The sequence below is a fragment of the Nocardia sp. NPDC056952 genome (assembly GCF_042674185.1).
In the GTDB taxonomy this organism is placed as follows: domain Bacteria; phylum Actinomycetota; class Actinomycetes; order Mycobacteriales; family Mycobacteriaceae; genus Nocardia.
On the sequence record NZ_JBHURA010000003.1, the window covers coordinates 768,876 to 794,681 of the forward strand.

2 protein-coding genes are annotated in these 25,806 nt (G+C 68.7%); both read left to right on the forward strand.

Features of this window, described 5'->3' with window-relative positions:
• Positions 1-638: 638 nt before the first annotated feature.
• Positions 639-25,013, forward strand: a complete 24,375-nt coding sequence (locus ACFTS5_RS15335; RefSeq protein WP_378631214.1) for a non-ribosomal peptide synthase/polyketide synthase — start codon at positions 639-641, stop codon at positions 25,011-25,013.
• A complete protein-coding gene (locus ACFTS5_RS15340) occupies positions 25,013-25,786 on the forward strand; it encodes an FkbM family methyltransferase (RefSeq protein ID WP_378631216.1) in 774 nt (257 codons plus the stop codon). Before ACFTS5_RS15335 ends, ACFTS5_RS15340 begins: the two co-directional genes overlap by 1 nt.
• Positions 25,787-25,806 lie beyond the last annotated feature (20 nt).

Genomic DNA, 25,806 nt, shown 5'->3' on the forward strand with positions numbered 1-25,806 from the left:
CAAACGAATTGGTATATTCGGCGCGCGACACGCGCGAGATCGGGATGTCTACCATTAAATCCGGAGTCGTGGTCTGCTCTAGGTGTTCTGTGGAGTGTCGAATGTCGACAGGGCCGCGATCAGAAGATTCGGTCGATCGATGAGTTCGACTGCCGTAATGGCAAAATTTGCCGATCACGCAGGGGATATGCCGGATCGGGGACGGAGGTCGCACCATCGGCAATCGGTCTGCGTCGCGCGGGGCAGCGTGACATCCGCGGCTCTATCGCCTCGACCTGCGGTGCTGTCGGAATATTGGTTTCGCACGGAATGTCCGTATTAGCGACCGACCTGAATTGAATTGTTACTAGGGTGTTCCCTGAAAATCGTATGCCAGCTGTTTGCTGTCAGGCTAATGTCGAGGAGATGTTTCGGATAGGAGTCGGCTGGGTACCGCACCTCGCGGGGTGTCGGATCGGTGTTTACCGGATCCGTATCGGTCCTGAGTACAGCAAGGGGAATTCGTATGGCTGTTCGGCGGTAAATGGACCCGCATTCGGCGGTTGTGGCGCACATGAATATCTGGGGTAGGAAAGCGCACGGATCTCCATACTCGGAGTCCGTGCTAGGTCGATAGCCATGCGAGGGGTCGGTTGATCATGGAGTCTGTCGAGAGCTGTGCCGGTAATCAGGAGCTTATTCCGCTTTCCTCTGCGCAATACGGCATGTGGTTCGCGGACAGTGCGCATAGTGGACCGGCGACCAACATCGCGCAATACGTCGAGATCGAGGGGCGGATCGACGTCGCCCTGTTCAACGCGGCGGTGCACGAGGCGGCCGAGGAGACCGAGTCGCTCATGGTGCGGGTGGTCGAGGTGGAAGGTCGTCCCTACCAGGTCGTCGACCGTGACATCACGTTCAACGAACTCGTGCTCGACTTCGGCACGCACAGCGATCCGATGGCCGCGGCGCTGGAATGGATGCGCCGCGACTACACCCGGCAGATCGACATCACCCGAGATCAACTCGCGGTCACGCGGCTGATCAGGATCAGCGATGACCTGCACCTGTGGTACGCGCGCGCCCACCACCTCGTGATCGACGGCTATGGCGCGTTCAACGTGTTGTGCCGGGTCGCCGAGCACTACAACGCGCTGTCGGAAGGCAGGCCACCGGCTCGGCTGGTGGCCGCTCACCTGCGCGAGATCGCCGCGGGGGAACAGGACTATCGGGAGGGCTCGCGATTCGAGGCCGATCGACGGTACTGGCTCGACAAGGTCGCCGATCTGCCCGCACCCGCGGGTCTGTCCGGTCGGTCGGCGCGCCCGGGCACCGTGGACGAGGTTGCGGCACGCGAACTTCCGGCGCAGCTGTGCGCGCTGCTCGATCGTCGTTCGGCCGAGCTCGACGCGTCGGCCGCGCAGGTCGTCGTCGCGGCGTTCGCTGCCTTCTTCACGCGGATGACCGGCGCCGACGAGGTTGTGCTCTCGGTCCCGATGAGCGCCAGGGTCACCGTGAAACTGCGCAACGCCGCGGCGATGCTGGCCAATATGGTGCCGATCCGCTTCGCGATCGATGACGCGACCACTGTGGCGCAGCTGATCAAGGCATCGATCAGCGAGCTGGTCTCCGCGCTGCGTCATCAGCGCTACCGCTTCGAGGACCTGCGTCGTGAATCCGCCTCGATCGACAACTCCGCCAACACTTTCGGGCCCGTCGTCAACATCTTGTTCTTCGACTCCGAGATCCGTCTCGGCGACGCCGTCGGGCGCTATCACGCGCTCACCTCGGGCGCGCTCGAGGATCTGCAGGTCAACCTCTATCGGACCGGTCCCGACGCGCCGCTGCTGATCGAGCTGCACGGCAACGGTAACCTCTACAGTCAGCGCGACATCGACGCGCACGCCGACCGATTCATCGATTTCCTGCACCGATTCATCGAGGCCGACGCCGGCGAGCGGGTGGTGGAACTGCCGCTGGTGTCCGCCGCGCAGGAGCTCTCGATCATCGGCGAGTCGGCTGGTGTCGAGGGCGTCGCCCCGGTCGAGACGCTGGTGGATTCGCTGTCGCGACAAGCTCATTCGACCCCGCTCGCGGAAGCGGTCACCGCCGGGGGCAAGACGATCACGTATCGGGACCTCGATGAGCGTTCCACCCGGCTCGCCCGGCGTTTGATCGCCCGTGGCGCGGGTCCGGGCACGCTGGTCGCCATCGCGCTGCCGCGTGGCACCCAGCTGATCGTCGCGATGCTCGCCGTCCTGAAATCCGGTGCCGCGTATCTGCCGCTGGATATCACCCATCCGCAGGAGCGGCTGGAATACGTGGTCGGCCGAGCGGATCCGGCAGTCGTCATCGTCGAAGTGACCGGGCTGTCGGAAGGTGGCGGCCAGACGCTGGTTCTCGGGCAGGACGACGACCTCGACGGTGCCGCGGACCCGATCAGCGATGACGAGCGCACCGCGCCACTGCGGCCTGATGACGCCGCCTACGTCATTTTCACCTCCGGTTCCACGGGGCGGCCCAAGGGTGTGGTGATCAGCCACCGCTCGGTGGTCACCTACTTGGCGAATGCGTGTGCCGCTCTGGATGTCCGGGCCGACGATGTGTGGACATGGCTGCACTCGGTGGCCTTCGACTACTCGATCTGGGAGGTTTTCGGCCCGCTCGTCACCGGCGGCCGCGTCGTGGTCGCCGATGCGCCGACCACGCGCGCGCCCGATGAGCTGGTTCGCCTGACCGCTCGTGAACGCGTCACCGTGTTCAGCCAGACGCCCTCGGCGTTCTATCAATTCGCCGCAGCTCAGCGGCGCTACCTCGCGGCGGGTGCGCCCGAGGGCGCGCTGGGGCTGCGGCTGGTCGTGCTGTCGGGCGAAGGTCTGGATCCGGCGGCGTTGGCGCCCTGGTACGTGGACAACCCGGACGGGCCGGTGGTCGTCAACAGCTACGGCATCACCGAGACCACCGTGTTCGTCACCCACACCGACATGAGCGCCGATCTGGCGGTACCCGGCGCGCCCAGCGTGATCGGCGCGGCGCTGCCCGGCCTGCGCGCCTACGTGCTGGATCGGCGCCTGCGACCGGCGCCGGTGGGCGCGTGGGGTGAAATCTATGTAGCGGGAACGCAATTGGCTCGCGGCTATCTCGGGCAGGCGGCATTGAGTTCGGGTCGATTCGTCGCCGACCCGTGGGGTGCGCCGGGGGAGCGGATGTACCGCAGCGGCGACGTGGCCCGCCGCGATCACCACGGCGCTCTCGAATACCGCGGGCGTGCGGATCAGCAGGTACAGCTGCGCGGGTTCCGCATCGAACTCGACGAGGTCCGTGCCGCGCTGCTGGCCCATCCGGCGGTGGCCGCGGCCGCGGTGGTGGTGCATCGAGCAGGCACCGACGCGGCGCGTCTGGTGGGATACGTCGTACCGGCAGGCGCCGACTGCGATGTCGATGCCGTGGTCGCGCAGGCGGGTTCGTCGCTGCCGGACTACATGATCCCCAATGTCGTGCTGGTCGTCGACGAACTGCCGCTGACGGTCAACGGCAAACTCGATCTGCGTGCATTGCCCGAACCGGCCGCCGGAAGCACCGCGAGCTATGTCGCGCCGCGCTCCGATGCCGAAGAAGTCGTCGCGCACGTCTTCGCCGAGGTGCTCGGGGTGGACCGGGTCGGCGCGTTCGAGAATTTCTTCGAGGTGGGCGGCAACTCGCTCACCGCGGCGGGCGCCGTCGCCCGGGTCGCCGATGCCACCGAATGCGCACTGTCGGTGCGTGATCTGTTCGGCAATCCGACGGTGGCAGGGTTCGCCGCGTGCGTGGGCCGGGCACGGCGCCGGGTGCGGCCCACACTGACGCCGATCGCGCGCGACGGCCTGTTGCCGCTGGCTCCCGCGCAACATCGGATGTGGTTGATCAACCGCGTCGACCCCGAGTCCGCCGCCTACAACATTCCGCTGGTCCTGCGGTTGACCGGGCGACTCGACCCCGCCGCACTGCGCATGGCGCTGGGCGACGTCCTCGATCGCCATGAGGCGCTGCGAACGCGCTACCCCGCCCGTGACGGCCACGGGACGCAGGAGGTTATGTCGGCCGAGGCAGCTCTGGCCGACTTCGACTGCGTCCCAGAACGACTCGGGCAAGACCGGCTCGCCGGCCGGATCCGCGAGCTGACGGCCGACGGCTTCGATGTCTGCGCCCGCCCACCGCTGCGCGCGGACTTGCTCACGATCGGCCCCGACACGCATGTGCTGGTGCTGGTCCTGCACCACATCTGCTGTGACGGTACGTCGTTGGCGCCGCTGGCAGCCGACTTCGCCGCCGCCTACGCGGCCCGGTCACAGGCAACGGCGCCTGATCAGGTCCCACCTCGGGTGCAGTACGCCGACTACGCCGACTGGCACCGTCGTCTGCTCGGCGACGAAGCGGATCCGGATTCGCTCGCCGCTGACCAGTTGCGGTATTGGACAACCCAATTGGCCGATGCGCCCGCAGTGCTCGAGTTGCCGGCCGACCGGCCCCGGCCTGCCCGCCGTTCGATGCACGGTGAGGCCGTCACCACGCAGCTGCCCGCCCGGACCTACGCCGAGATCGAGCGACTCGCCCGCGCCGCGGACGTCACCCCGTTCATGGTGGTCCACGCCGCACTCGCCGTTCTGCTGGCCCGGCTGTCGGGAACCGGCGACATCGTGATCGGCGCCCCGCTGGCCGGACGCGGCGAGCCTGATCTTGCTCCGCTGGTGGGAATGTTCGTCAACACCGTGGCGCTGCGCACGCCGATTCGCGGCGAGGAGTCGTTCACCGCCCTGCTCGAACGCGTCAAGGACATCGACATCGATGCCTTCGCGCACGGCGAGCTGCCCTTCGACCGGGTCGTGGAAGAGCTCGATCCGCGGCGCTCGGCGGCCTACGCGCCCGTGTGCCAGGTGTATCTGGCCTTCGACAACACCGAACTGCCCCGCCTGACCCTGCCCGACCTCACGGTGGACGTTGTCGATCCCGGCGCCGAACCCGCGAAGGTCGACCTCGTCGTCACCGTGGGCGCGAACGCCGCGGGCACCGGCGACGTCGCGGTGCGGCTCAACTACGCGAGTGACCTGTTCGATCCCGCCACCGTCGAGCAGATGGCCGCACGGCTGGGCCGGATCCTGGACGCGGTGGTGGCGAACCCCGCTGTGCCGGTAGGCGATGTGGAACTGCTGTCCGCCGCCGAACGCGCCGTGCTGTCTCCGGTTCGGGGCGCCGACGCGGTACCCGGCGTGGCGCTGTCGGATCTGCTGGCCCGAGGTGTCGCGATCTCGCCGGAGGGTCCGGCTGTCGTGTCCGGGACACAGTGCCTGGATTTCGCGGAACTGGACGCGTTGTCGAATCGGTTCGCCCGGCGCCTGCTCGACGAAGGAGCCCGACCCGGTGCGGTGGTGGCGATGGTCCTGCCGCGCTCGGTCGATTTCGTGGTCGCGGTATGGGCCGTCGCCAAAACCGGTGCCGCCCTGGTGCTGATCGACCCGCGCAACCCGCGGGATCGGGTCGCCTCGATGCTCGCCGACAGCGCGCCCCGAGTGGTCTTGACCAGCGCCGAAGTCGAGGGCGCTGCGCCCGAGGGACCGTGGACGTTGCTGGTGGTCGCGGACCCGGTCTCGCGCAGCGTCACCGCCGGGTACTCGTCCGCGCCGGTGACCGACACCGACCGTGGCAGGCCCGTGCACCCCGGCGACGTGGCGTATGTGATCTACACCTCCGGAACGACCGGCGTGCCGAAGGGTGTCGAGGTCACCAACCAGGGGCTGGCGAACTTCGCCGCCGAACAACAGGACCGCTATGACGTCGAGCCCACCGTGCGGGTCCTGCAGGCCGCCGGTCCGGGATTCGACGCGGTGATGCTGGAGATTCTGCTCGCCCACCCCGGTGGCGCCGCGCTGATCGTGTCCCCGCCCGATGTCTACGCGGGCACCGAACTCGCGGCACTCGTTCGGGCACAAGGGGTTACCCATGCCTTCCTGACGCCGACCGTGCTGGCTTCGATGTCGCCGGAGAACCTGGAGTGCCTGCGGGTGCTGGTCTCCGGTGGCGAAGCCCTCACGGCAGAGCTCGCCGCGACCTGGGCGCCGGGGCGCCGGCTGTTCAACGGCTACGGACCCACCGAGACCACGATCATGGTCGCGATCAGCGACCCGATCCCCGCGCAGGGGCCGATCACCATCGGCGGGCCCATTCGCGGGATCTCCGCGCAGGTCCTCGACTCCCGGCTGCGGCCGGTGCCGGTCGGTACGGCGGGCGAACTCTACATCGGCGGTGTGCAATTGGCGCGCGGCTACCTCGGCCGACCCACGGTGACAGCAACCAGTTTCGTCGCCGATCCCCGTGGCGCGGGCACCCGGATGTACCGCACGGGCGACCTCGTCCGGTGGACCTCGGAGCAGACCATCGAATACCTGGGCCGCGCCGACCACCAGGTGAAGATCCGCGGGCAGCGCACCGAACTGGGCGAGATCGAAGCGGTACTCGCCGAGGATCCCGCGGTGACCCACGCGGTCGTCGTGATCCACGCCGGCGCGGGGGCCGACCGGCTCGTCGGCTACCTGGTCGGCGCGGGCGTGGACGCGGAGCGGGTGCGCGCGGCCGCGCGCGACCGGCTTCCGGCGCACATGGTGCCTGATGTGTGCATGGTGCTCGACCGATTCCCGCTGACCGCCAGCGGCAAACTCGATCGCGCCGTACTGCCCGAGCCGGTGTTCCCGCAGGCCGTCGAAGACGTCGCACCGCGCACGCCCACCGAACAACTCGTCGCCGGTATCTACCGCGATGTGCTCGGCGTAGCGCACGTGAGCGCGCTCGACAACTTCTTCGATCTGGGCGGCAACTCGCTCACCGCGACCAAGGCCGCGGCGCGCCTGTCCGAGGTGTTCGGCACCGGCATCGCGGTGCGGGCGCTGTTCGAGACGCCGACCGTCGACGCGCTCGCTCGCGAGCTGGATTCGGTGGATGGGCAGGCCGATCAGGGGTCGGTACATCACCGGCTGGTGCCGCAGCCGCGTCCGGATCGGATTCCGCTCTCGCCCGCGCAGGCCAGGATGTGGTTCCTGAACCAGTTCGATACCTCGGCCGCGGTCTACAACGTGCCCGTCGTCGTGCGGATCTCCGGGCCGCTCGACGTCGACGTGCTCCGGTCGGCACTGGCCGACGTGATCGTCAGGCACGAGACACTGCGCACCCGATACCCCGACAGTGACAGCGGACCGTGGCAGGAGATCCTGTCCCCGGCTTCGGCACCGCAGCTGCGGTGCGTCGAGGTCGCCGAGACCGAGATCGCCGAACGGATCGCGAACGAGACCGCCCTCGGCTTCGATGTGAGCACCGAGGTACCGTTCCGGATCGCGTTGCTGCGCACCGCCGCCGAGGAATGGACCGTGGTGCTCACCGTGCACCACATCGCCATCGACGGATCCTCGCTCGCGCCGCTGGCCACCGACCTGGCCGTGGCCTATCGGGCGCGAACGGCGGGCGAGGCGCCTGCCTTCGCGCCCCTGCCGGTCCAGTACGCCGACTACACGCTGTGGCAGCGGCGAAACCTCGGCGTGCAGGAAGACCCGGCCAGTGTGACCGCGGGCCAGATCCGGTACTGGATCGCGGCACTGGCCGACCTGCCGCAGATGCTGGACCTGCCGACCGACCGTCCGCGTCCCGCACAGCAGTCCTACCGCGGGGCGAGCATGTCGGCCACGATTCCCGCCGACCTGCACCGCGACATCATCGCTCTCGCACGGCGTCACGACTCGACGCTGTTCATGGTGACCCATGCGGCGTTCGCGATCTTGCTGGCGAGGCTGTCGGGCACCGGCGACATCGCGGTCGGCACCCCGGTCGCCGGGCGCGGCGAGCCCGCCCTCGACCCGCTGATCGGCATGTTCGTCAACACGCTGGTATTGCGCGTCCAGGTCGATCCCGCGGCCCCGTTCACGGAGATACTCGAGCGCGCCCGCGAATGTGATCTCGGTGCGTTCGACAATGCCGCGATCCCGTTCGAACAGCTGGTGGAGGTCCTCAATCCGCCGCGCAGCACCGCGCACGAGCCACTGACCCAGGTCGGTTTCTCGTTCCAGAACATCGATATCCCGACGCTGCGCCTGGGCGGGCTCACGGTGGCGGCCGACCTCGTCGAACCGGGTGTCGCCAAGTACGACCTGCATCTCACCCTGGTCGACACGGTCGACGCGGACGGTGCTCCCGGTGACATGCAGGTCGAATTCGGGTATGCGACCGACCTTTTCGACGAAGCCACGATCGTGCCGATCTTCGAGCGGTTCGTCGCCATCCTGCGCGGTGTCGTCGCCGATCCCGGTGTGCCCGTGGGTGATCTGCCGCTACTCAGTCCGCGCGAACTCGACGAACTGGCGCTGCGCGAATCCGGCCCCGATGCCCCCTCGGACGGTGCGACGATCGCGGATCTGTTCGCGAGACAGGTCGCGGCGACACCGGAGAATATCGCGGTCGTCGACGGCGAGGGTGGGGATGTGCTCACCTACGCCGCGTTCGGCGCCGAGGTGAACGCGCTGGCGCGAGGGCTGATCGGCCGCGGTATCGGGCCGGGAAGCGTGGTGGCCGTGGCCGTGCACCGCTCGGTCGAGCTGCTCACCGCGCTCTACGCCATCCACGCGGCAGGCGCCGCCTACCTCCCGCTGGATCCCGACCACCCCGTCGACCGGCTGCGCACGGTCCTGGCTACCGCGCGACCCGACGGGGTGCTCATCGGCGACGACATCGACCTGCCGACCCAGGCACCGGTCTGGCGTCTGTCGGATCTCACCTCGCCCACGACCGGCACCGCGCCGGTCACCGATGCCGATCGGATCAGGCCGCTGCGCCCGCAGGATCTGGCGTATGTCGTCTTCACCTCCGGGTCGACCGGTGTTCCCAAGGGTGTGGCACTCACCCACGAGGCAGTCGTCAACCAACTCCGTTGGCTCACTGGGCATTACGGGATCGGCAGCGACGACGTGCTGCTTCTGCGCACGCCCGCGACCTTCGACCTGTCGGTGTGGGAATTGTTCACCGCACCCACCGCCGGTGCCGCGCTGGTCGTGGCCGGGCGCGACGATCACACCGACCCGACCGCCGTCGCACGGCTGATCGCTCGTCACGGCGTGACCGTGGTCGACTTCGTTCCCTCACTGCTGTCGGCGTTCCTCGACATCGCGAACCCGGACGATCTCGCCGCCGTCCGTCAGGTGCTGTGCATCGGTGAGGCGCTGGACTCCGCGACCGTTCGCCGGTTCCGCGACGTCAGCGAAGCGCGCATCGACAACCTGTACGGCCCGACGGAAGCGGCCGTGAGCGTCACCGCCTACGAGATCGGCGAGCTCGACGGACCCGTCGTGTCGATCGGTACGCCCGAGGCGAACGTCGTCACGCACGTGCTCGACGCACGGCTGCGGCCCGTCCCCGCCGGTGTGACGGGCGAGCTGTATCTCGGCGGAATCCAGCTCGCCCGTGGGTACCATGCCCGCGCGGACCTGACGGCGAGCGCGTTCGTGGCCGACCCGTTCGGCTCGACGCCGGGGGCGCGCCTCTACCGGACCGGCGACCTGGTCCGCTGGGACACGGCAGGCCGGCTGCGGTACGTCGGCCGCCGTGATTCCCAGGTGAAGATTCGCGGCCTGCGCGTCGAACTCGGCGACATCGAGGCCGCGCTCCTCGCCCACGATCACATCGATGGCGCGGTCGTGCGGGTGTATACGGTCGCCGAGGGGCAGATCCTGGTGGCCTATGCCGTGAGCGACGAGGCGATCGATCCCGACTCGCTGCGGACGTACCTGCTGTCGCGCCTGCCCGCGTACATGGTGCCCGTCCAGGTGATTCGGATCGACACGATCCCGCTCACGGCCAACGGTAAGATCGACTACCGAGCCCTCCCGGCCCCCGACACCCGCGCCGCCGCGACGCGCTACCGCGCTCCTCGCGGGATCGCGGAGGAGACCATCGCCGGGGTGATCGGCGAACTGGTGCAGACTCCCTGGGTCGGCGCCGACCAGAACTTCTTCACCCTCGGTGGCAATTCGCTGCTGGCGACCCGCGTGCTCAGCCGCATCGGCGAAGTCCTCGGGGTAACGATTCCCGTACGCGCCATCTTCGAAGCGCCGACCGTGGCGGAACTGGCCCGCTGGGTCGAACAGCAGCGCGCCGTCGGCGATGTCGCGGGACCGGTGGCGAAACCGAGGCCCGAGCGCATCCCGCTCTCGCCCGCGCAGAGCCGGATGTGGCTGCTCAACCAGCTGAACCCCGAGTCGGCGAGTTACGTGGTGCCACTGTCGATCCGCCTCGACGGCGAACTCGACATCGAGGCCATGACGGCCGCGTTGCGCGATGTCATCGAACGGCACGAGATCTTGCGCACCACCTATCCGGCCCACGACGGCACCCCCGCGCAGGTCGTACTGACCGCCGATGACGTCGTCGCGGCCTGCGATCTCGCCGTGCGCCCGGTGTCCGCCGATGAACTGCTCCCACGGCTGACAGAGTTCTTCGGCACCGGCTTCGACGTCTCGGCGGGCGCCCCGCTGCGCGTGGCTTTGTTCCGGCTCACCGACACCGCGCACGCACTGGCGCTTTCGGTGCATCACATCAATTGCGACGGCTACTCGGTGGCGCCGCTGGCCGCCGACATCATCGAGGCCTATCGCGCACGCCGGATCGGCAATGCACCCGAATGGGCTCCGCTACCAGTGCAATTCGCTGACTACGCCATCTGGCAGCGCGAATTGCTGGCCGCACCCGACTCCGCGCCGGGTCGCGACCTGCTGTACTGGCGCACCCAACTCGCGGGGATCCCGGATGTGCTGGCGCTGCCCACCGACCGTCCGCGCCCGCTCGAGCAGTCCCACCGCGGTGCGACCGTCCACGCCGCGGTGCCCTCCCGGGTGGCCGAAGCCGTGGCGGCCTTGGCGCGGCGCAGCGGCGTGACCCCGTTCATGGTGGCGCACACCGCCCTTGCCGTCCTGCTCGCGCAATTGTCGGGCAGCGACGACATCGCCATCGGCGTCCCGTACGCGGGTCGCGGCGACCGTGCCCTCGATCGCCTCGTCGGCATGTTCGTCAACACCCTGGTTCTGCGCACTCGCGTCCGCCCCGACCAGCGGTTCACCGACCTGATCGAAATGACCAGACGCACCGACATCGAAGCGTTCGATCATGCCGCCGTTCCGTTCGAACAGCTGGTGGAGGTGCTGAATCCGGCGCGCTCGACGGCACATGCGCCGTTGTTCCAGGTGATGCTCGCCTATCAGAACATGGCGCCCGCCCAGCTCGAGCTGCCGGGGCTCGAGGTCGGTGGCATCGATGTCGGCGCCGACGCGGCGATCTGCGATCTGCTGCTCATGATCACCGAGGACCGGGGCCCGCACAACGAGCTCGCGGGCATGAACCTGCGCCTGACCTATGCCACCGATCTGTTCGACGACGCCACCGCGCACCGGTTCACCGAACAGCTCGTCCGTGTCCTGGATGCCGTCAGCGCCGACGAGCAGATCATCGCCGGGGAGATCGACCTCGCCGACGAAATGAGCCGCAATCGGCTTCTGCGACCGCTGGACGCCCCATTGGTGAGCACGGACCGCACGCTGGTCGATGCCTTCGACGAGCAGGTAGCGCGCACCCCGGACGCTGTCGCCGTCCGAGTCCCCGGCGGCCGCGCTCTGACCTACCGCGAATTCGACGACACCGTGAACCGCCTCGCCCGTCACCTCATAGATCTGGGCGCGGGCCCCGAAACGACGGTGGCCGTGGCGATTCACCGCTCGATCGACTTGATCACGGCCGTCTACGCCGTCGTGAAGTCCGGTGCCGCCTTCGTTCCGCTCGACCCGGACCACCCCACGGCGCGGCTGGCACACGTCCTGTCGGTCGCCCGGCCACTGCTGATCGTCACCACATCGAGCGACGAGAGCTCCCTCCCCGTCGCCATCGAGCGTGTCCGCCTCGACGAGCTGGACCTGAGCGCGTACCCCAGCGGGCCGGTCGGTGACGACGAACGTCGCGCACCGCTGCGCGCCGACAACGCCGCGTACGTGCTGTTCACCTCGGGCTCGACCGGTGCACCGAAGGGTGTCGCACTCACCCACGCCGCCACCGCCCACCAGTTGGCCTGGGCGCAAAGAGAATTCCCGCACGATGCGTCGGATGTGGTGCTGCACAAGACCCCGATCACCTTCGACATCGCGGTGTGGGAGTTGTTCTGGCCGTTGCAGACCGGCGCGCAGATCGTCGTCGCCGACCCCGCCGGCCACCGCGACCCTGCCTACCTGGTCGCGATCATCGCCGACGAGCAGGTCAGCACCGTGCATTTCGTCCCGTCGATGCTCGAGGTGCTGCTCGAGCACACCGGCACGACGCGGCTGCCGTCGGTCCGCTATGTGTTCCCGGCAGGTGAGGCGCTGGCCCAGCGCACCGCGGTACGCGCCAGGCAGACCTTCGACCGGGCCGAGGTCGTCAACTGGTACGGCCCCGCCGAGGCGGAAGTCGTGACGGCATACCGCTGCACGGCGGGTTCACGTGCACGGCGAACGGTCCCGATCGGTTACCCGGTTTCCGGAATGTCCGCATACGTGCTGAATGCCAGGCTTCGACCCGTCCCAGTCGGCGTTGTCGGCGACCTGTACGTCTCGGGCACCCAGCTCGCTCGTGGCTACCACCACAGGCCGGATCTCACGTGCGGCCGGTTCGTCGCCCATCCGTTCGGCGAGCCGGGGGACCGCCTCTATCGCACCGGTGATCTCGTTCGCTGGTCATGGGACGGTGATCTGGAGTATGTGGGCCGCAGTGACTTCCAGGTGAAATTCCACGGCCAACGGGTCGAGCCCGCGGATATCGAGGCCGCGCTGCGCTCGATCGACGATATCTCCGGAGCAGTCGCGATCGTTTCCGCTGACCGGATCACGGCGTATGTGTCGCCGAGACCGGGTGCGACCCTCACCGGATCGAAGGTCCGCAAACACCTCACCCGACTGCTTCCGTCCTACCTGGTGCCGGCACGAATTCAGGTGCTCGACACCATGCCGCTCAGCTCCAACGGCAAGGTGGACAGGTCTGCCCTGTCGCACGTTGCCTTCGACGACGCGGACGGCTTCATAGCCTCCGACGCGGACAATGCCGCGACGCGGGCGACGATGCTGGCCGAGTTCGTCGCCCGCACAGACCGTGAGGCGGTGCTGGCGAAGATCGTCGCCGAGATCGTCGGCGCCGACCAGGTCAGTGTCGTTGCCGATCTGTTCGAGCTCGGGGTGAACTCGCTGTCGGCCGCTCAGGTCGCGGCCCGGGCCGAGGCCGCGCTGCACGTGCGAGTCGGTGTCCGCGATGTCTTCGATGCCCCGACCGTCGCTGAGCTGGCCGAACGCATCGCGACGCGCGATGACTACGCATCGGTGCCGCTGGTCCGCCGCCGGCACGGGTCCGAAATCCCCCTGGCAGCCGCCCAGCGGCGTATCTGGATCCTCAATCAGCTCGACCCCGCGTCCGGTGCGTACAACATCGGTTTCGCGGCCAGGCTGAGCGGACCGCTCGACGTGGCGGCGCTGCGGGCCGCGATGGTGGATGTGGTCAGCCGGCACGAGACCCTCCGCACGACCTATCCCGCGGTGGGCGGGCAACCGCAGCAGCTCGTCCACGACAGCACGGTCGGCGCCGCCGACATCGAACTGGCCGACGTCGACGATTCGACGGTGCTGACAGACCGGCTGCGCGAAGCAGTCGAGTCGGGCTTCGACGTTGCCACCGACATGCCGGTCCGCGTCCGTCTGTACCGCACGGGCGCCGACGACCACGTATTGGTCCTGGTGGTGCACCACATCGCCGCTGACGGTGCGTCGATGGCGCCGCTCGCCCGGGATGTGTTCACCGCCTACCGGTCTCGCCGCACGGGCTCGGCACCGGTGTGGCCGGCGTTGCCCGTCGATTACGCCGACTACGCGGTCTGGCAGCGCGAACTGCTCGGCGCCGAGGACGACCCCACTTCGCTGGCCGGGCGCCAGATCGCCTACTGGCAGCGGATTCTCGCCGACGCACCCGAACTGCTCGCCCTGCCGACCGACAGCCCACGGCCCGCGGTGCTGTCGATGGACGGTGGCAGTGTCGCCTTCACGATCGAGCCGGGTCTGCACGATGCCGTCGTCGCATTCGCGCACGGCGAAGGTGCCACGGTGTTCATGGTCTTGCACGCTGCCCTGGCGATTCTGCTCTCGCGCACCGCGCACACCGACGATATCTCGATCGGTACCCCGGTCGGCGGTCGCGGCCGCCCCGAACTCGACGATCTGGTCGGCATGTTCGTCAACACGGTGGTCCTGCGCACCCGCGTAGCCGAGCAACTGTCGTTGCGTGAGTTCCTGGCCGACCTGCGTGGCGCGGATCTGGAAGGGCTGGCTCACGCGGACGTACCGTTCGAGCGTCTGGTCGAGATACTGGATCGGGCGGGGTCGACCGCGTATTCACCGCTCTATCAGGTGATGCTGGGCTTCCGCAATGCCGACCCCACTCGGTTCGAACTCGACGATATCGGCATCGAGGTGCTCGATCCCGGAGTTGCCCAGGCCAAGACCGACCTCACGGTGCTGCTGAACGAACGTGCCGACGGAGCGGGTATCGACGGTGAGATCGTCTACGCCACCGACCTGTTCACCGGGGCCACCGCGGCTCGGTTCGCCGACCGCCTGCTGCGGATTCTCGAGACGATCACCACGCGACCGGACACCATGGTCGGGGACATCGACTTGCTGAGCCCCGAGGAGACCACGTGCTTGCTCCCTGCCGGGCGCGAGTCCGCCGGGGTGCCGAAGACACTGCCGTCCCTGCTCACCGTGGCTGCCGCCGACCCGGAGGCGACCGCGCTGATCGGTGCCGACGAGACGCTGACCTATGGCGAGCTCGACCGGCGTTCCGGTCAGCTCGCCGTGCTGCTGGCACGGGCAGGCGCGATGCCGGGAACCTATGTCGCCCTGGCCGTGCCGCGATCGGTGGCCTACCACGTGGTGCTGTGGGCGATCGCGAAGACCGGTGCCGCGTTCGTGCCGATGGATCTGCGTTACCCCGCGGACCGGCTGGCGCACATGGCCCAGGACTCCGGCGTCACGCTCGGTGTGACGCTGGACGCGGCGCGCTCGTCACTGCCGGACACGGTCGAGTGGCTGTGCCTCGACGACGACCAGGTGATCACCGAACTGTCCACCGCGCCGACAGATCACCCCTTCCGGGCAGCACGCCTTGATGATGCCGCGTACCTGGTGTACACCTCCGGCTCGACGGGCAAGCCGAAGGGCGTGGTCGTCACGCACGCGGGGTTGTCGGCGTTCGCGCGCGAGAAGCACCAGCACTATCAGGTGGATCGAGAATCGCGGGTCCTGCAGGTCGCCGCGCCCGCGTTCGACGCGGTGATGATGGAATCGCTGATGGCCTACGCGGCGGGCGCTGCCCTTGTCGTCTCGCCCGCCGAGGTGTTCGCCGGTGTGGAACTGACCGAACTGATTCGCGCGCACCGGGTTTCGCACGCGTTCCTGACGCCCAGCGTGCTGGCGACCTTGCGGCCGGAGGGGCTCGACGCGCTGCGGATGCTCACCATCGGTGGCGAGGCGCTGTCCGCCGAACTCGTCGCGGCCTGGGCGCCGGGCCGTCGCTTCCACAACGTGTACGGGCCGACCGAGACCACGATCGCGGTGTGCGTCAGCGCCGCGTTGCAGCCCGGTGATCCGATCACCATCGGCACCCCGATCCGCGGGGTGTGGGCCGTCGTGCTCGACAGCCGGCTGCGGCCGGTACCGGTCGGTGTCGTCGGAGAGCTGTACTTGGCGGGCAACGCGCTGGCCCGCGGCTACCTGAATCGGCCGGGGGCGAGCGCGGGTGCGTTCGTGGCCGATCCGTTCGGTGCACCGGGGACCCGGATGTACCGCACCGGTGACCTGGTGCGCTGGAGCGCCGAGCACACCATCGAATACGTGGGCCGCGCCGACTTCCAGGTCAAGATCCGTGGTCAGCGGGTGGAACTCGGCGAGATCGACGCGGCACTGGTCGCCTGCCCGAACGTCGCTTCGGCGGTCACGGTGAGCAGGCGTGGCCAGGCCGGGCAACCGACGTTGGTCGGCTACCTGGTGGCCGCCGAGGGGCGAACGATCGACACGGCCGCGATCCGCGACCAGATCTCGGGCGCACTGCCCGACCACATGGTGCCCGCTGTGCTCATGGTGCTCGACGAGATGCCGGTCTCGTCGACGGGCAAGGTGAATCGGCGCGCACTGCCCGAACCCGGTGCCGAAGTGCCGGATTCGGCCGTGGCCGCCGCGGCGAGCGAGCTGGAGGCGACCATCGCGGGGATCTTCGCCGAGGTGCTCGGTGTGGCCTCGGTGGGTGCGGACGAGTCGTTCTTCGCGCGTGGCGGTGACTCGATCATGTCGATCCAGCTGGCGTCGCGATTGAAGACCGCGGGCGTGGTCGTAACGGCACGGGACATCTTCGAGCACCGGACCGTTCGTGGGCTGGCCGCCGTGGCCGGGGGCGCCGGACGGGTGCGTCTCGAGGAGCTGCCCGGCGGTGGCATCGGCGAGGTGACGCGAACGCCGATCGTGTCCTGGTACCTCGACCGTCCCACCGGCGATCGGTTCGCGCAGTCGCTGCTGGTCGAGCTGCCCGGCGACGCCCGCTCGGCCGACGTGATCGCGACGGTCCAAGCGGTGCTGGATCGGCACGACATGCTGCGTGCGCGCATGAGTGTCGCGCACCTCGAAGTGTTGGCGCCCGGAGCGATCGACGCCGAGAGGCTGGTGTCGGTGCGTGCATTCGGTGCCGAGAGTGCCCCTGGCAGTGCGGGTTTCACGTCGTTGGTCGAGGAGGCCCTCGAAGAGGCTTCGGCCGCGCTGAACCCGGTGGATGCCGTCATGATGCAGATCATCTGCCTGCTGCCCGAGCCCGGCGTGGCGTCGCGGGGGCGCGCGCTGATCGTGATCCACCACCTGGTGGTCGACGGCGTCTCCTGGCGCATCCTGATTCCCGACTTCGTCTCCGCGTGGCAGCAGGTCGGTGCGGGGCGAGTGGTCGAACTGCCCGAGGTCGGCACCTCGATGCGCCGGTGGGCCGAGGCCGTGTCCGCCGCCGCGGGCAGCCGTGCCGAGGAGCTGGCGCTGTGGCAGCGGATGGGGTCACGACCTGAACCGCTGCTCGGGCGCGCACCCCTCGACCCAGCAGCCGACGTGCACGCCACGGTCGAGCGGCTGACGCTGACGCTGCCTGTCGAGCTGACCACCGCCCTGACGGATGCGGTGCCCCGCGCCGCGCATGCCACCGCCGATGACGCCCTGCTCGCGGGCCTCGTTCTCGCACTGGGACGTTGGCGTGCCCGGCGCGATGTCGACCACTCCGGTGCGCGCATCCTGCTCGAAAGCCATGGGCGCGAAGAGCAACTCGCCCCGGGCGCCGACCTGTCCCGCACCGTCGGCTGGTTCACCAGCGCCTACCCGGTGGACCTCGACATCGACGGCACCGATCCTCGTGCCGCGGTGAAAGCGGTCAAGGAACAGCTGCGAACCGTGCCCGACAAGGGCATCGGCTACGGCATGCTGCGATACCTGAACCCGGCGACCGCCGATCGGTTGGCCTCGCTGCCCGCACCACAGATCAGTTTCAACAACCTCGGCCGGGCGGGCGTCGACATCTCGGCACTGTCCGGGCTCGCCTGGATTCCCGCCGACGAGGAATTCGACCACCAGGGCTCGTTCGATCCGGACATGCCCGCGTCCGCCGCGCTGACCCTCGACATCAACACCGTCGACACCCCCGGCGGGTCGACCCTCGCCGTGCAGATCGGTTATGCCGCACGGCTTCTCGATCGTGATGACGTCGAGGAACTTCTCGACGAGTGGACGGCGGCCCTCGAGCGGATCGCGGAAGCGTCGGCACAAGAGCAAGATTGGGGACTGTCCCCGTCCGACATCCCGTTGGTCGCCCTGACCCAACAGGACCTCGACGTCTTCACCGAACGCTACGGACCGATCGAGGCCGTGTGGTCGATGGCGCCGTTGCAGGCGGGGCTGCTGTTCCACGCCGAACTCGCCGCGGGCGACCTCGATGTGTACACGGCGCAGTCGGAGATGACGCTCACCGGGCCGGTCGACGAGGCGCGGCTGCGGCGAGCTGCGGCGGACCTGCTGCATCGGCATCCGAACCTGCGGGCGGCGTTCACGCGAACGATCGATGGTGGTGTCGCACAGGTTGTTCCGGCGCATTCGGCCGTGCACTGGCGCCGCGTCGAGGCCCCCGAGACAGCACTGTCGCAGATCCTGGCAGCCGAACGCGAAACGGCCTTCGACCCGGCCGATCCGCCGCTGGTGCGATTCGTCCTCGTCGCCGTCGCACCCACCGAATTCCGGCTGATCCTGACCGCGCACCACCTGCTGCTCGACGGCTGGTCACTGCCGTTGCTGCTGCGCGACCTGGTCGGGTTGTACGCGGCAGGCGCGGACGCCGCCCTGCTGCCTCCCGCGCCGTCCTACGGCGACTACCTGGCCTGGCTGGACCGGCGCGACACCACCGCCGGTGTCGAGATCTGGCGCGACACCATGGCGGGTTTCACCGAACCCACCTTGATCGCCGACACGGTCGGCGAGGCCACCGTCGAGGTGCCGACCGATCTGAGCATCGATCTCGACGACGACGTCACCACCGCCCTCACCGCACTCGCCCGCACTTCGGGTGCCACGATGTCGACGATCGTGCAATTCGCGTGGGCGACGGTGCTGGCCAACCAGCTGGGCCGCGAGCGGATCGTGTTCGGCGAGACCGTCTCCGGCCGACCGGCCGAGGTGCCCGGCGTCGAGTCGATGATCGGGCTGTTCATCAACACGCTGCCGGTACCGGTCCTCGTGCGTGGTGACCGGACCATCATGGCGGCGCTGGAACAGTTGCAGGCGAACAAGACCCGGCTGCTCGACCACCACCACGTCGAACTGTCCGGCATCATGGCCGCGCTCGGCGGCGGACAGCTGTTCGACACCCTGGTGGCATTCGAGTCCTACCCGGTCGACAGCAGCGGACTCGGTGACGCCGATATCGATGGAGTGCGGGTTACGGAGGTGGCAGGCACCGATGCCGCGCACTACCCGATCACCGTGCAGGCCCACCACACCGACACCTTGCACATCCGCCTTCGGTATCAGGCGGCTCGCGTCGACAAGGTGACCGCCACCGGGCTCGCCGACCGTGTCGAGCGGGTTCTGCGTGCCCTCGCCACCGACCCGACCGGGCGCGTCGGCGATATCGACCTGCTCTCGGCCGCGGAGCGTGCGGCACTCGTCCCGGCCAGGGGGGCGGAACGGGTGGTTCCCGAACCATTGACCGATCTGTTGCGCCACGGCGTGACCCGACACCCCGAGGGTGTGGCGGTGCTGTCCGGGACTGAGACGGTGAGCTTCACCGAACTCGATACCCGGGCACATCGGCTGGCGCAGTGGCTGGTCGAGCACGGTGTCGACACGGGGGACACCGTCGGGGTGGTCATGCCGCGCTCGATCCCGTTGATCACCACGATCTGGGCGCTCGCCGAGATCGGCGCCGCGTGTGCGCTACTCGACCCCCGCAACCCGCGAGAGCGGCTCGCGGTCATGCTGTCCGACTGTGGTGCCCGTGTCGTGCTGACAGTCGCGGAGGTGAGTGATGCAGTGCCGGAAGGGGAGTGGGCACGCCTGGCCGTCGACGATCCGTCGGCCGAGCGCGAGATCGCGAGCCGACCTTCGCGCGCGGTGACACGGACCGTCCGCGACACCGACCTGGCCTATGTCATCTACACTTCCGGAACCACCGGCACCCCCAAGGGCGTCGCGGTGACCCAGGCGGGAATGGCGAACTTCGCCGCCGAGCAACGGGACCGGTACCAGGTCGGCCCGGATTCACGGGTGCTGCAGTGTGCCGCACCAGGATTCGATGCCGTCATGCTCGAAGTCCTGATGGCGCATCCGCACGGTGCGGCGCTGGTCATCGCGCCGCCCGACACCTACGCGGGCGCGGAGCTGGCCGGGCTCATCCGCGACAACGCGGTCACCCACGCCTTCCTCACCCCGACCGTGCTGGCGACCATGTCACCCGACGGGCTGGACAGCCTCAGGGTTCTGGTCGCCGGCGGCGAGGCCGTGCCCGCCGAACTCGCCGCGCTCTGGGCGCCGCGACGCCGGTTGTTCAACGGCTACGGACCCACCGAGACCACGATCATGGTCGCCATCAGCGATCCCCTCGCACCGCCCGAACCGATCACCCTGGGTGGTCCGATTCGCGGAACATCCGCAGTGGTGCTGGACTCGCACCTGCGGCCCGTGCCGATCGGGGTGACCGGCGAACTGTATGTCAGCGGCATCCAGCTCGCCCGCGGATACCTCGGCCGTCCCGGCGCGACCGCCGCCACCTTCCTCGCCAACCCCTACGATCCGGGCGCCCGGATGTACCGCACCGGCGACCGGGTCCGATGGACCGCCGACCACACACTCGACTACGTCGGCCGTACCGACCATCAGGTCAAGATCCGTGGCCAGCGGATCGAACTCGGCGAGATCGAGGCCGTCCTCGCCGAACATCGATCGGTCACCCATGCGGTAGCGGTGCTGCGCACCGACGACAACGGCGCGGACCGGCTCGTGGGCTACCTCATCGGCGACACGATCGACCCCGAGCACGTGCGGGCATCGGCACGCCGCCGGCTACCGGCCCACATGGTTCCCGACATCTGCGTTGTGCTGGAGCAACTTCCGCTGACCACCACCGGAAAACTCGACCGCGGCGCACTGCCGATGCCGAGTTTCGCCGCTGCCGGATATCTGGCGCCGAGCGATCCGACCGAGTGCCTCGTCGCCGACATCTGCGCCGAAGTGCTGGACCTGCCCCGAGTCGGCATGCGCGACAACTTCTTCGACCTCGGTGGCAATTCGCTGACCGCGACGAGGCTGACCGCTCGCCTGAGCTCCACGCTGGGCATCCGGGTGTCGGTGCGCGACCTGTTCGAGTACCCGCGCATGGCCGACCTCGCCGCCCGGCTCACCGGCCATGACCGGGTCGAACGCCCGGCACTGACCCGGCGGCCCGACACCGGCCCTATCCCGCTCTCGCCCGCCCAGCAGCGGATGTGGTTCCTCAACCAACTCGACGCCTCCGTCGGCGCCTACAACGTGCCGCTGGTGATCCGGCTGACCGGCGAGCTGGAAATCCCCGCGTTGCGGACAGCCTGCGCGATGGTGATCGGCCGCCACGAATCGTTGCGGACGAAATTCCCGGTGATCGACGGTATCCCGTGGCAGGTGATCGTCGACGTCGACGAGGTCGTGCCCGACCTGATCCCGATTGCGATCGAGGAATCGGTGCTGCCGAAGGCGGCAGCGGCGGTGCTGTCGAGGAGCTTCCAGTTCTCCGAGGCACCGCCGGTGCGGGCCGAACTGTTCGATCTCGGCCCGGATGATCACGTGCTGGTGATCGCCGTGCACCACATCTGCGCGGACGGGCTCTCGATGATCCCGTTGGCCCGCGACGTCGCGGCCGCCTATCACGCGGTGATCACCGCGAGCGTGCCCTCGTGGCCGCAACTCACGGTCCAGTATCCGGACTACGCGCTGTGGCAACACGATCTGCTCGGCGACGAGCACGATCCGGAGTCGCTGCTGTCGCGTCAGCTGGACTACTGGCGCGCTACCCTCACCGGGCTGCCCGAACTCCTCGAACTGCCGACCGACATGCCGCGTCCGCCGGTCGCGTCGATGCGCGGCCGGACCATCGACTTCGACATCGAGGCACCGCTGCAGGAGCGGATCGCCGCGGTCGCGCGGGCCGCGGGTGCGACGCCGTTCATGGTGGCTCACGCCGCGCTGGCTGTCCTGCTGGCACGGCTGGCGAACATCCGCGACATCGCGGTCGGTACACCGGTCTCCGGGCGCGGGGAACGTGAACTCGACGACCTGATCGGCATGTTCGTCAACACTGTCGTCCTGCGCACCGAGGTCTCTGCCGATCAGCCGTTCGACGTACTTCTGGCCGACGTCCGGGCAGCCGACCTGGCGGCCCTCGCACATGCGGAGGTTTCCTTCGAGCAGGTCGTCGAGGCGCTCAATCCGCCGCGTTCGACCGCGCATCTGCCGCTGTACCAGGTGACGATCGACTACCAGAATCTCGACGAGGTGGTGCTCGAACTACCGGGGATCTCGGTGGAACCGGTCGAGGACTATGTCGATCAGGCGCAGTCGGATCTCAATGTGAAGCTGGTCGAGCGGTTCGCCGCCGACGGTCTCCCGCTGGGTACGCTCGGCCGATTGACCTACGCCACAGACCTTTTCGTCGAGGAGTCGATGGAGCGGTTCGCGCAGTGGTATCTGCGCATCCTGGAGGCGGTGACCGCGAATCCGCGGGCGATCATCGGTGACATCGAGTTCATGCAACCGAGGCAGCGCCTCGAAGTTCTCGATGCGGCAGGCGTGGCGGGCGCGCACGTTCCCGAGGAAACGATCGGTGGATTGTTCGCCCGGCGCGTGGCTGTGGCCCCGGATTCGGTCGCGGTGACCGACGGGACGACGGTCCTGACCTACGCGGAACTGGATCGGCGCGCGAAGTCTGTCGCCGCCCGACTGATCGCCTCCGGTGCGGGCCCCGAAACACTGGTCGCCGTCGCGATGCCGCGCTCGGCCGAGTTGGCGGTCGGGCTGCTGGCTGTGGTCATGTCGGGTGCGGGCTATCTGCCCGTCGATGTGGCGTACCCGGCCGAGCGGCTCCGGTTCGTGCTCGACGACGCACGACCGGTAGCGATGCTGACCACGTCGGCGATGGCGTCGCGGACACCCGAATTCGCCGGGCCGACAGTCCTTGTGGATGACGACAACGTCGTCGACAGCGCACAGAAATCTGCCGCGCTGCCGGACAACGTCGCCTACATGATCTACACCTCGGGCTCCACCGGTCGGCCGAAGGGTGTCGCGGTCACCCACCGCGATGTGGTCACCCTGCTCACCCATACCGCGGAGAAGTTCGACGTCGGCCCCGACGACGTCTGGACACTGTTCCATTCCTACGCTTTCGATTTCGCGGTCTGGGAGATGTGGGGCGCCCTGCTCTCGGGCGGTCGCCTGGTGATCGTCGACTACGACACCACGCGCACGCCCGACGCCTTCGTCGAGCTCGTGGCGCGCGAGCAGGTCACCGTGCTCAGCCAAACGCCGTCGGCGTTCTACGGATTCGTCGACGCGGAGCGCCGCTACCGTGGGGCGGGCGGCGCCGACCTCGCGTTGCGCTACATCGTGTTCGGCGGTGAAGCGCTCGACCCGTCCCGGCTGACCGGCTGGTTCCTCGCCCACCCGGCGGGCACGCCGACACTGGTCAACATGTACGGCATCACCGAGACGACCGTGCATGTCAGCTACGCCGAGATCGATCAGTCGGGCGGCGGCGGGATCGGTCGCGCCTTGCCCGGTCTGACGGTGTACGTGCTCGACGAGCGGCTGCGGCCGGTTCCGGTCGGCGTCGCCGGTGACCTCTACGTCGGCGGCGGCCAGCTCTCGCGCGGCTATCACGGGGCGGGCGCGCTGACGTCGGGCCGGTTCGTGGCTGATCCGTTCGGCACCCCGGGTAGCCGCCTGTACCGGACCGGCGATGTCGGCCGGTGGCGTCGCGGCGGGTACGGCCTCGAACTGGACTACCTCGGGCGCGCCGACGCGCAGATCCAATTGCGTGGGTTCCGTATCGAATTGGGTGAGGTGGAATCGGCGCTGCTCCGTCATCCCGGTGTCGCCCAGGCGGCAGCCGCGGTGCATCGCCACGCCAAGGACGTCGACCAGCTGATCGGTTATGTCGTCCCCGCCGACGGGCAGGAAATCGACCCGGCGCGGGTCCGTGACACCGCCGCCGACTTGCTCACCGGTTATATGGTGCCCTCGGCCGTCGTGGTGCTCTCGGCGCTGCCGGTGACGGTGAACGGCAAGCTCGACCGAAAAGCCCTGCCCGCACCCGACTTCGACCGCGTCGAGGACGAATACGACGCGCCGCGATCACCGTCCGAGATCGCTATCGCCGAAGTCTTCGCACGCACCCTGAACGTGGCCAGGGTGAGCGCCGGTGCCGGCTTCTTCGATCTGGGCGGCAACTCACTGCTCGCGACCATGGCGGTGGCCGAACTGCAGGGCCGCGGCGTGCAACTCGAACTGCCGTGGATGTTCGACGACGCGACACCGCGGGCACTGGCGCGCCGGGTCGACGAGGCCGAGGGCGGTTCGGGCATGGGGGTGCTGCTGCCCTTGCGGCCCGCGGGCGAAGCCACACCGCTGTTCGCGATCCACCCGGCGGGCGGACTGGCGTGGTTCTACGGCGGACTCGTCGGACATCTGCGCGGTGATCGGCCGGTGTTCGGCCTGCAGGACCCGCATGTCGTCGCCGCCGAGCCCTCGGCCACGTCGATCGAGGAGCTCGCGCACCGCTACGTCGACGAGATCCGCCGGACCCAGGCCACCGGGCCGTACCACCTGCTCGGCTGGTCGCTGGGCGGTGAGATCGCCCACGCGGTGGCGACACAGCTGCAGGAACAGGGCGAACAGGTCGCGCTGCTGGCCATGATGGACAGCGCGGTCGGTGCGCCACCGATCACTCCCGACACCGATGCCGCGCCGGGTGAGCTGATGGCCGATCTGCTCGGTGGCTGGCGGGAACTGTTCGACCTCGGCGACACCGTCGCCGCGAGCACCACCGAGCAGGCCTGGCAGGTGATCCGCGATCAGATCACCGGTACCGGCCTGTTCGGTGCCGACCAGGTCGACCGGGTGATGGAGAGTTTCGCCACCGCGGGCGAACTCGCCGACGACTATCACCCACGGATCTTCGACGGCGACCTGATCTTCTTCACCGCGGGCAAAGACCGCGATGACACCGAGGCCGTCGCGCGGACGTGGCAACCGCACGTCACTGGCCGTATCCACAACACTGTTCTCGACGCTCGCCATCTCGAGCTGACTCACCCGTCCGCGCTGGCCGTGATCGGCCCGATCCTCGAAGGATTCATGAACTGATGACGACACAGCAGCAACTGCGCCTCGACGACGGCCGTACCGTCACCTGCACCAGCCCCGCCGAAGCGCGCATGCTCTGGAACGAGATGATCGCCGACGGGTACTACCGCCAGGCTGCCGCCACCCTGCGTCCCGGTGACCTCGCGGTCGACATCGGCGCCAATATCGGGCTCAGCGCGATGATGTTCGCCGAAACGCGCCCCGGTGTCCGCGTGATCGCCGCCGAACCCGCTCCCGCCACCTTCGACTGTCTGCACCGCAATATGGAAGCCCATGTGCCGGGCGGTGTTGCCCTCGAGGTCGCAGTGGGCGCCGCATCCGGTGTGCTGCCGTTCACCTGGTACCCCCGCGCCACCGCGAACTCGAGTCTGTATGCCGACCGTGAAGCCGATGACGATGCGACGAAGACGTTCCTGCGCAACAGTGGCCTGCCCGACGACGCGATCAGCCTCATCACCCGCGGCCTGCACGACGGCGAGCAGATCGATGTCGAGGTCACGACGGTGTCGGCGATCCTCGCGCAGGAAGATCCGGTCGCCGAGATCGGCGTGCTGAAGATCGACGTCGAGCGCGCCGAATTCGATGTCCTGCTCGGCATCACCGAATCCGACTGGCCCCGCATCCGCGCCGTCGTCGCCGAGGTGCACGACCACGACGGCCGCCTCGCCGAATTCTGCGAGGTCCTCAATCTCCACGGACTCACCTCGCGTACCAGGCAGGACCCGTCGCTGGCCGGCACCGAACTGCACGAGGTGTATGCCGTGCGGGCCTGATGGCACGGGTCGTACTGGCG

Bases quoted from the DNA above. Each gene is read 5' to 3' on its own strand.
- ACFTS5_RS15340 (WP_378631216.1), top strand. From the start codon at position 25,013: ATGACGACACAGCAGCAACTGCGCCTCGACGACGGCCGTACCGTCACC.
- ACFTS5_RS15335 (WP_378631214.1), top strand. From the start codon at position 639: ATGGAGTCTGTCGAGAGCTGTGCCGGTAATCAGGAGCTTATTCCGCTT.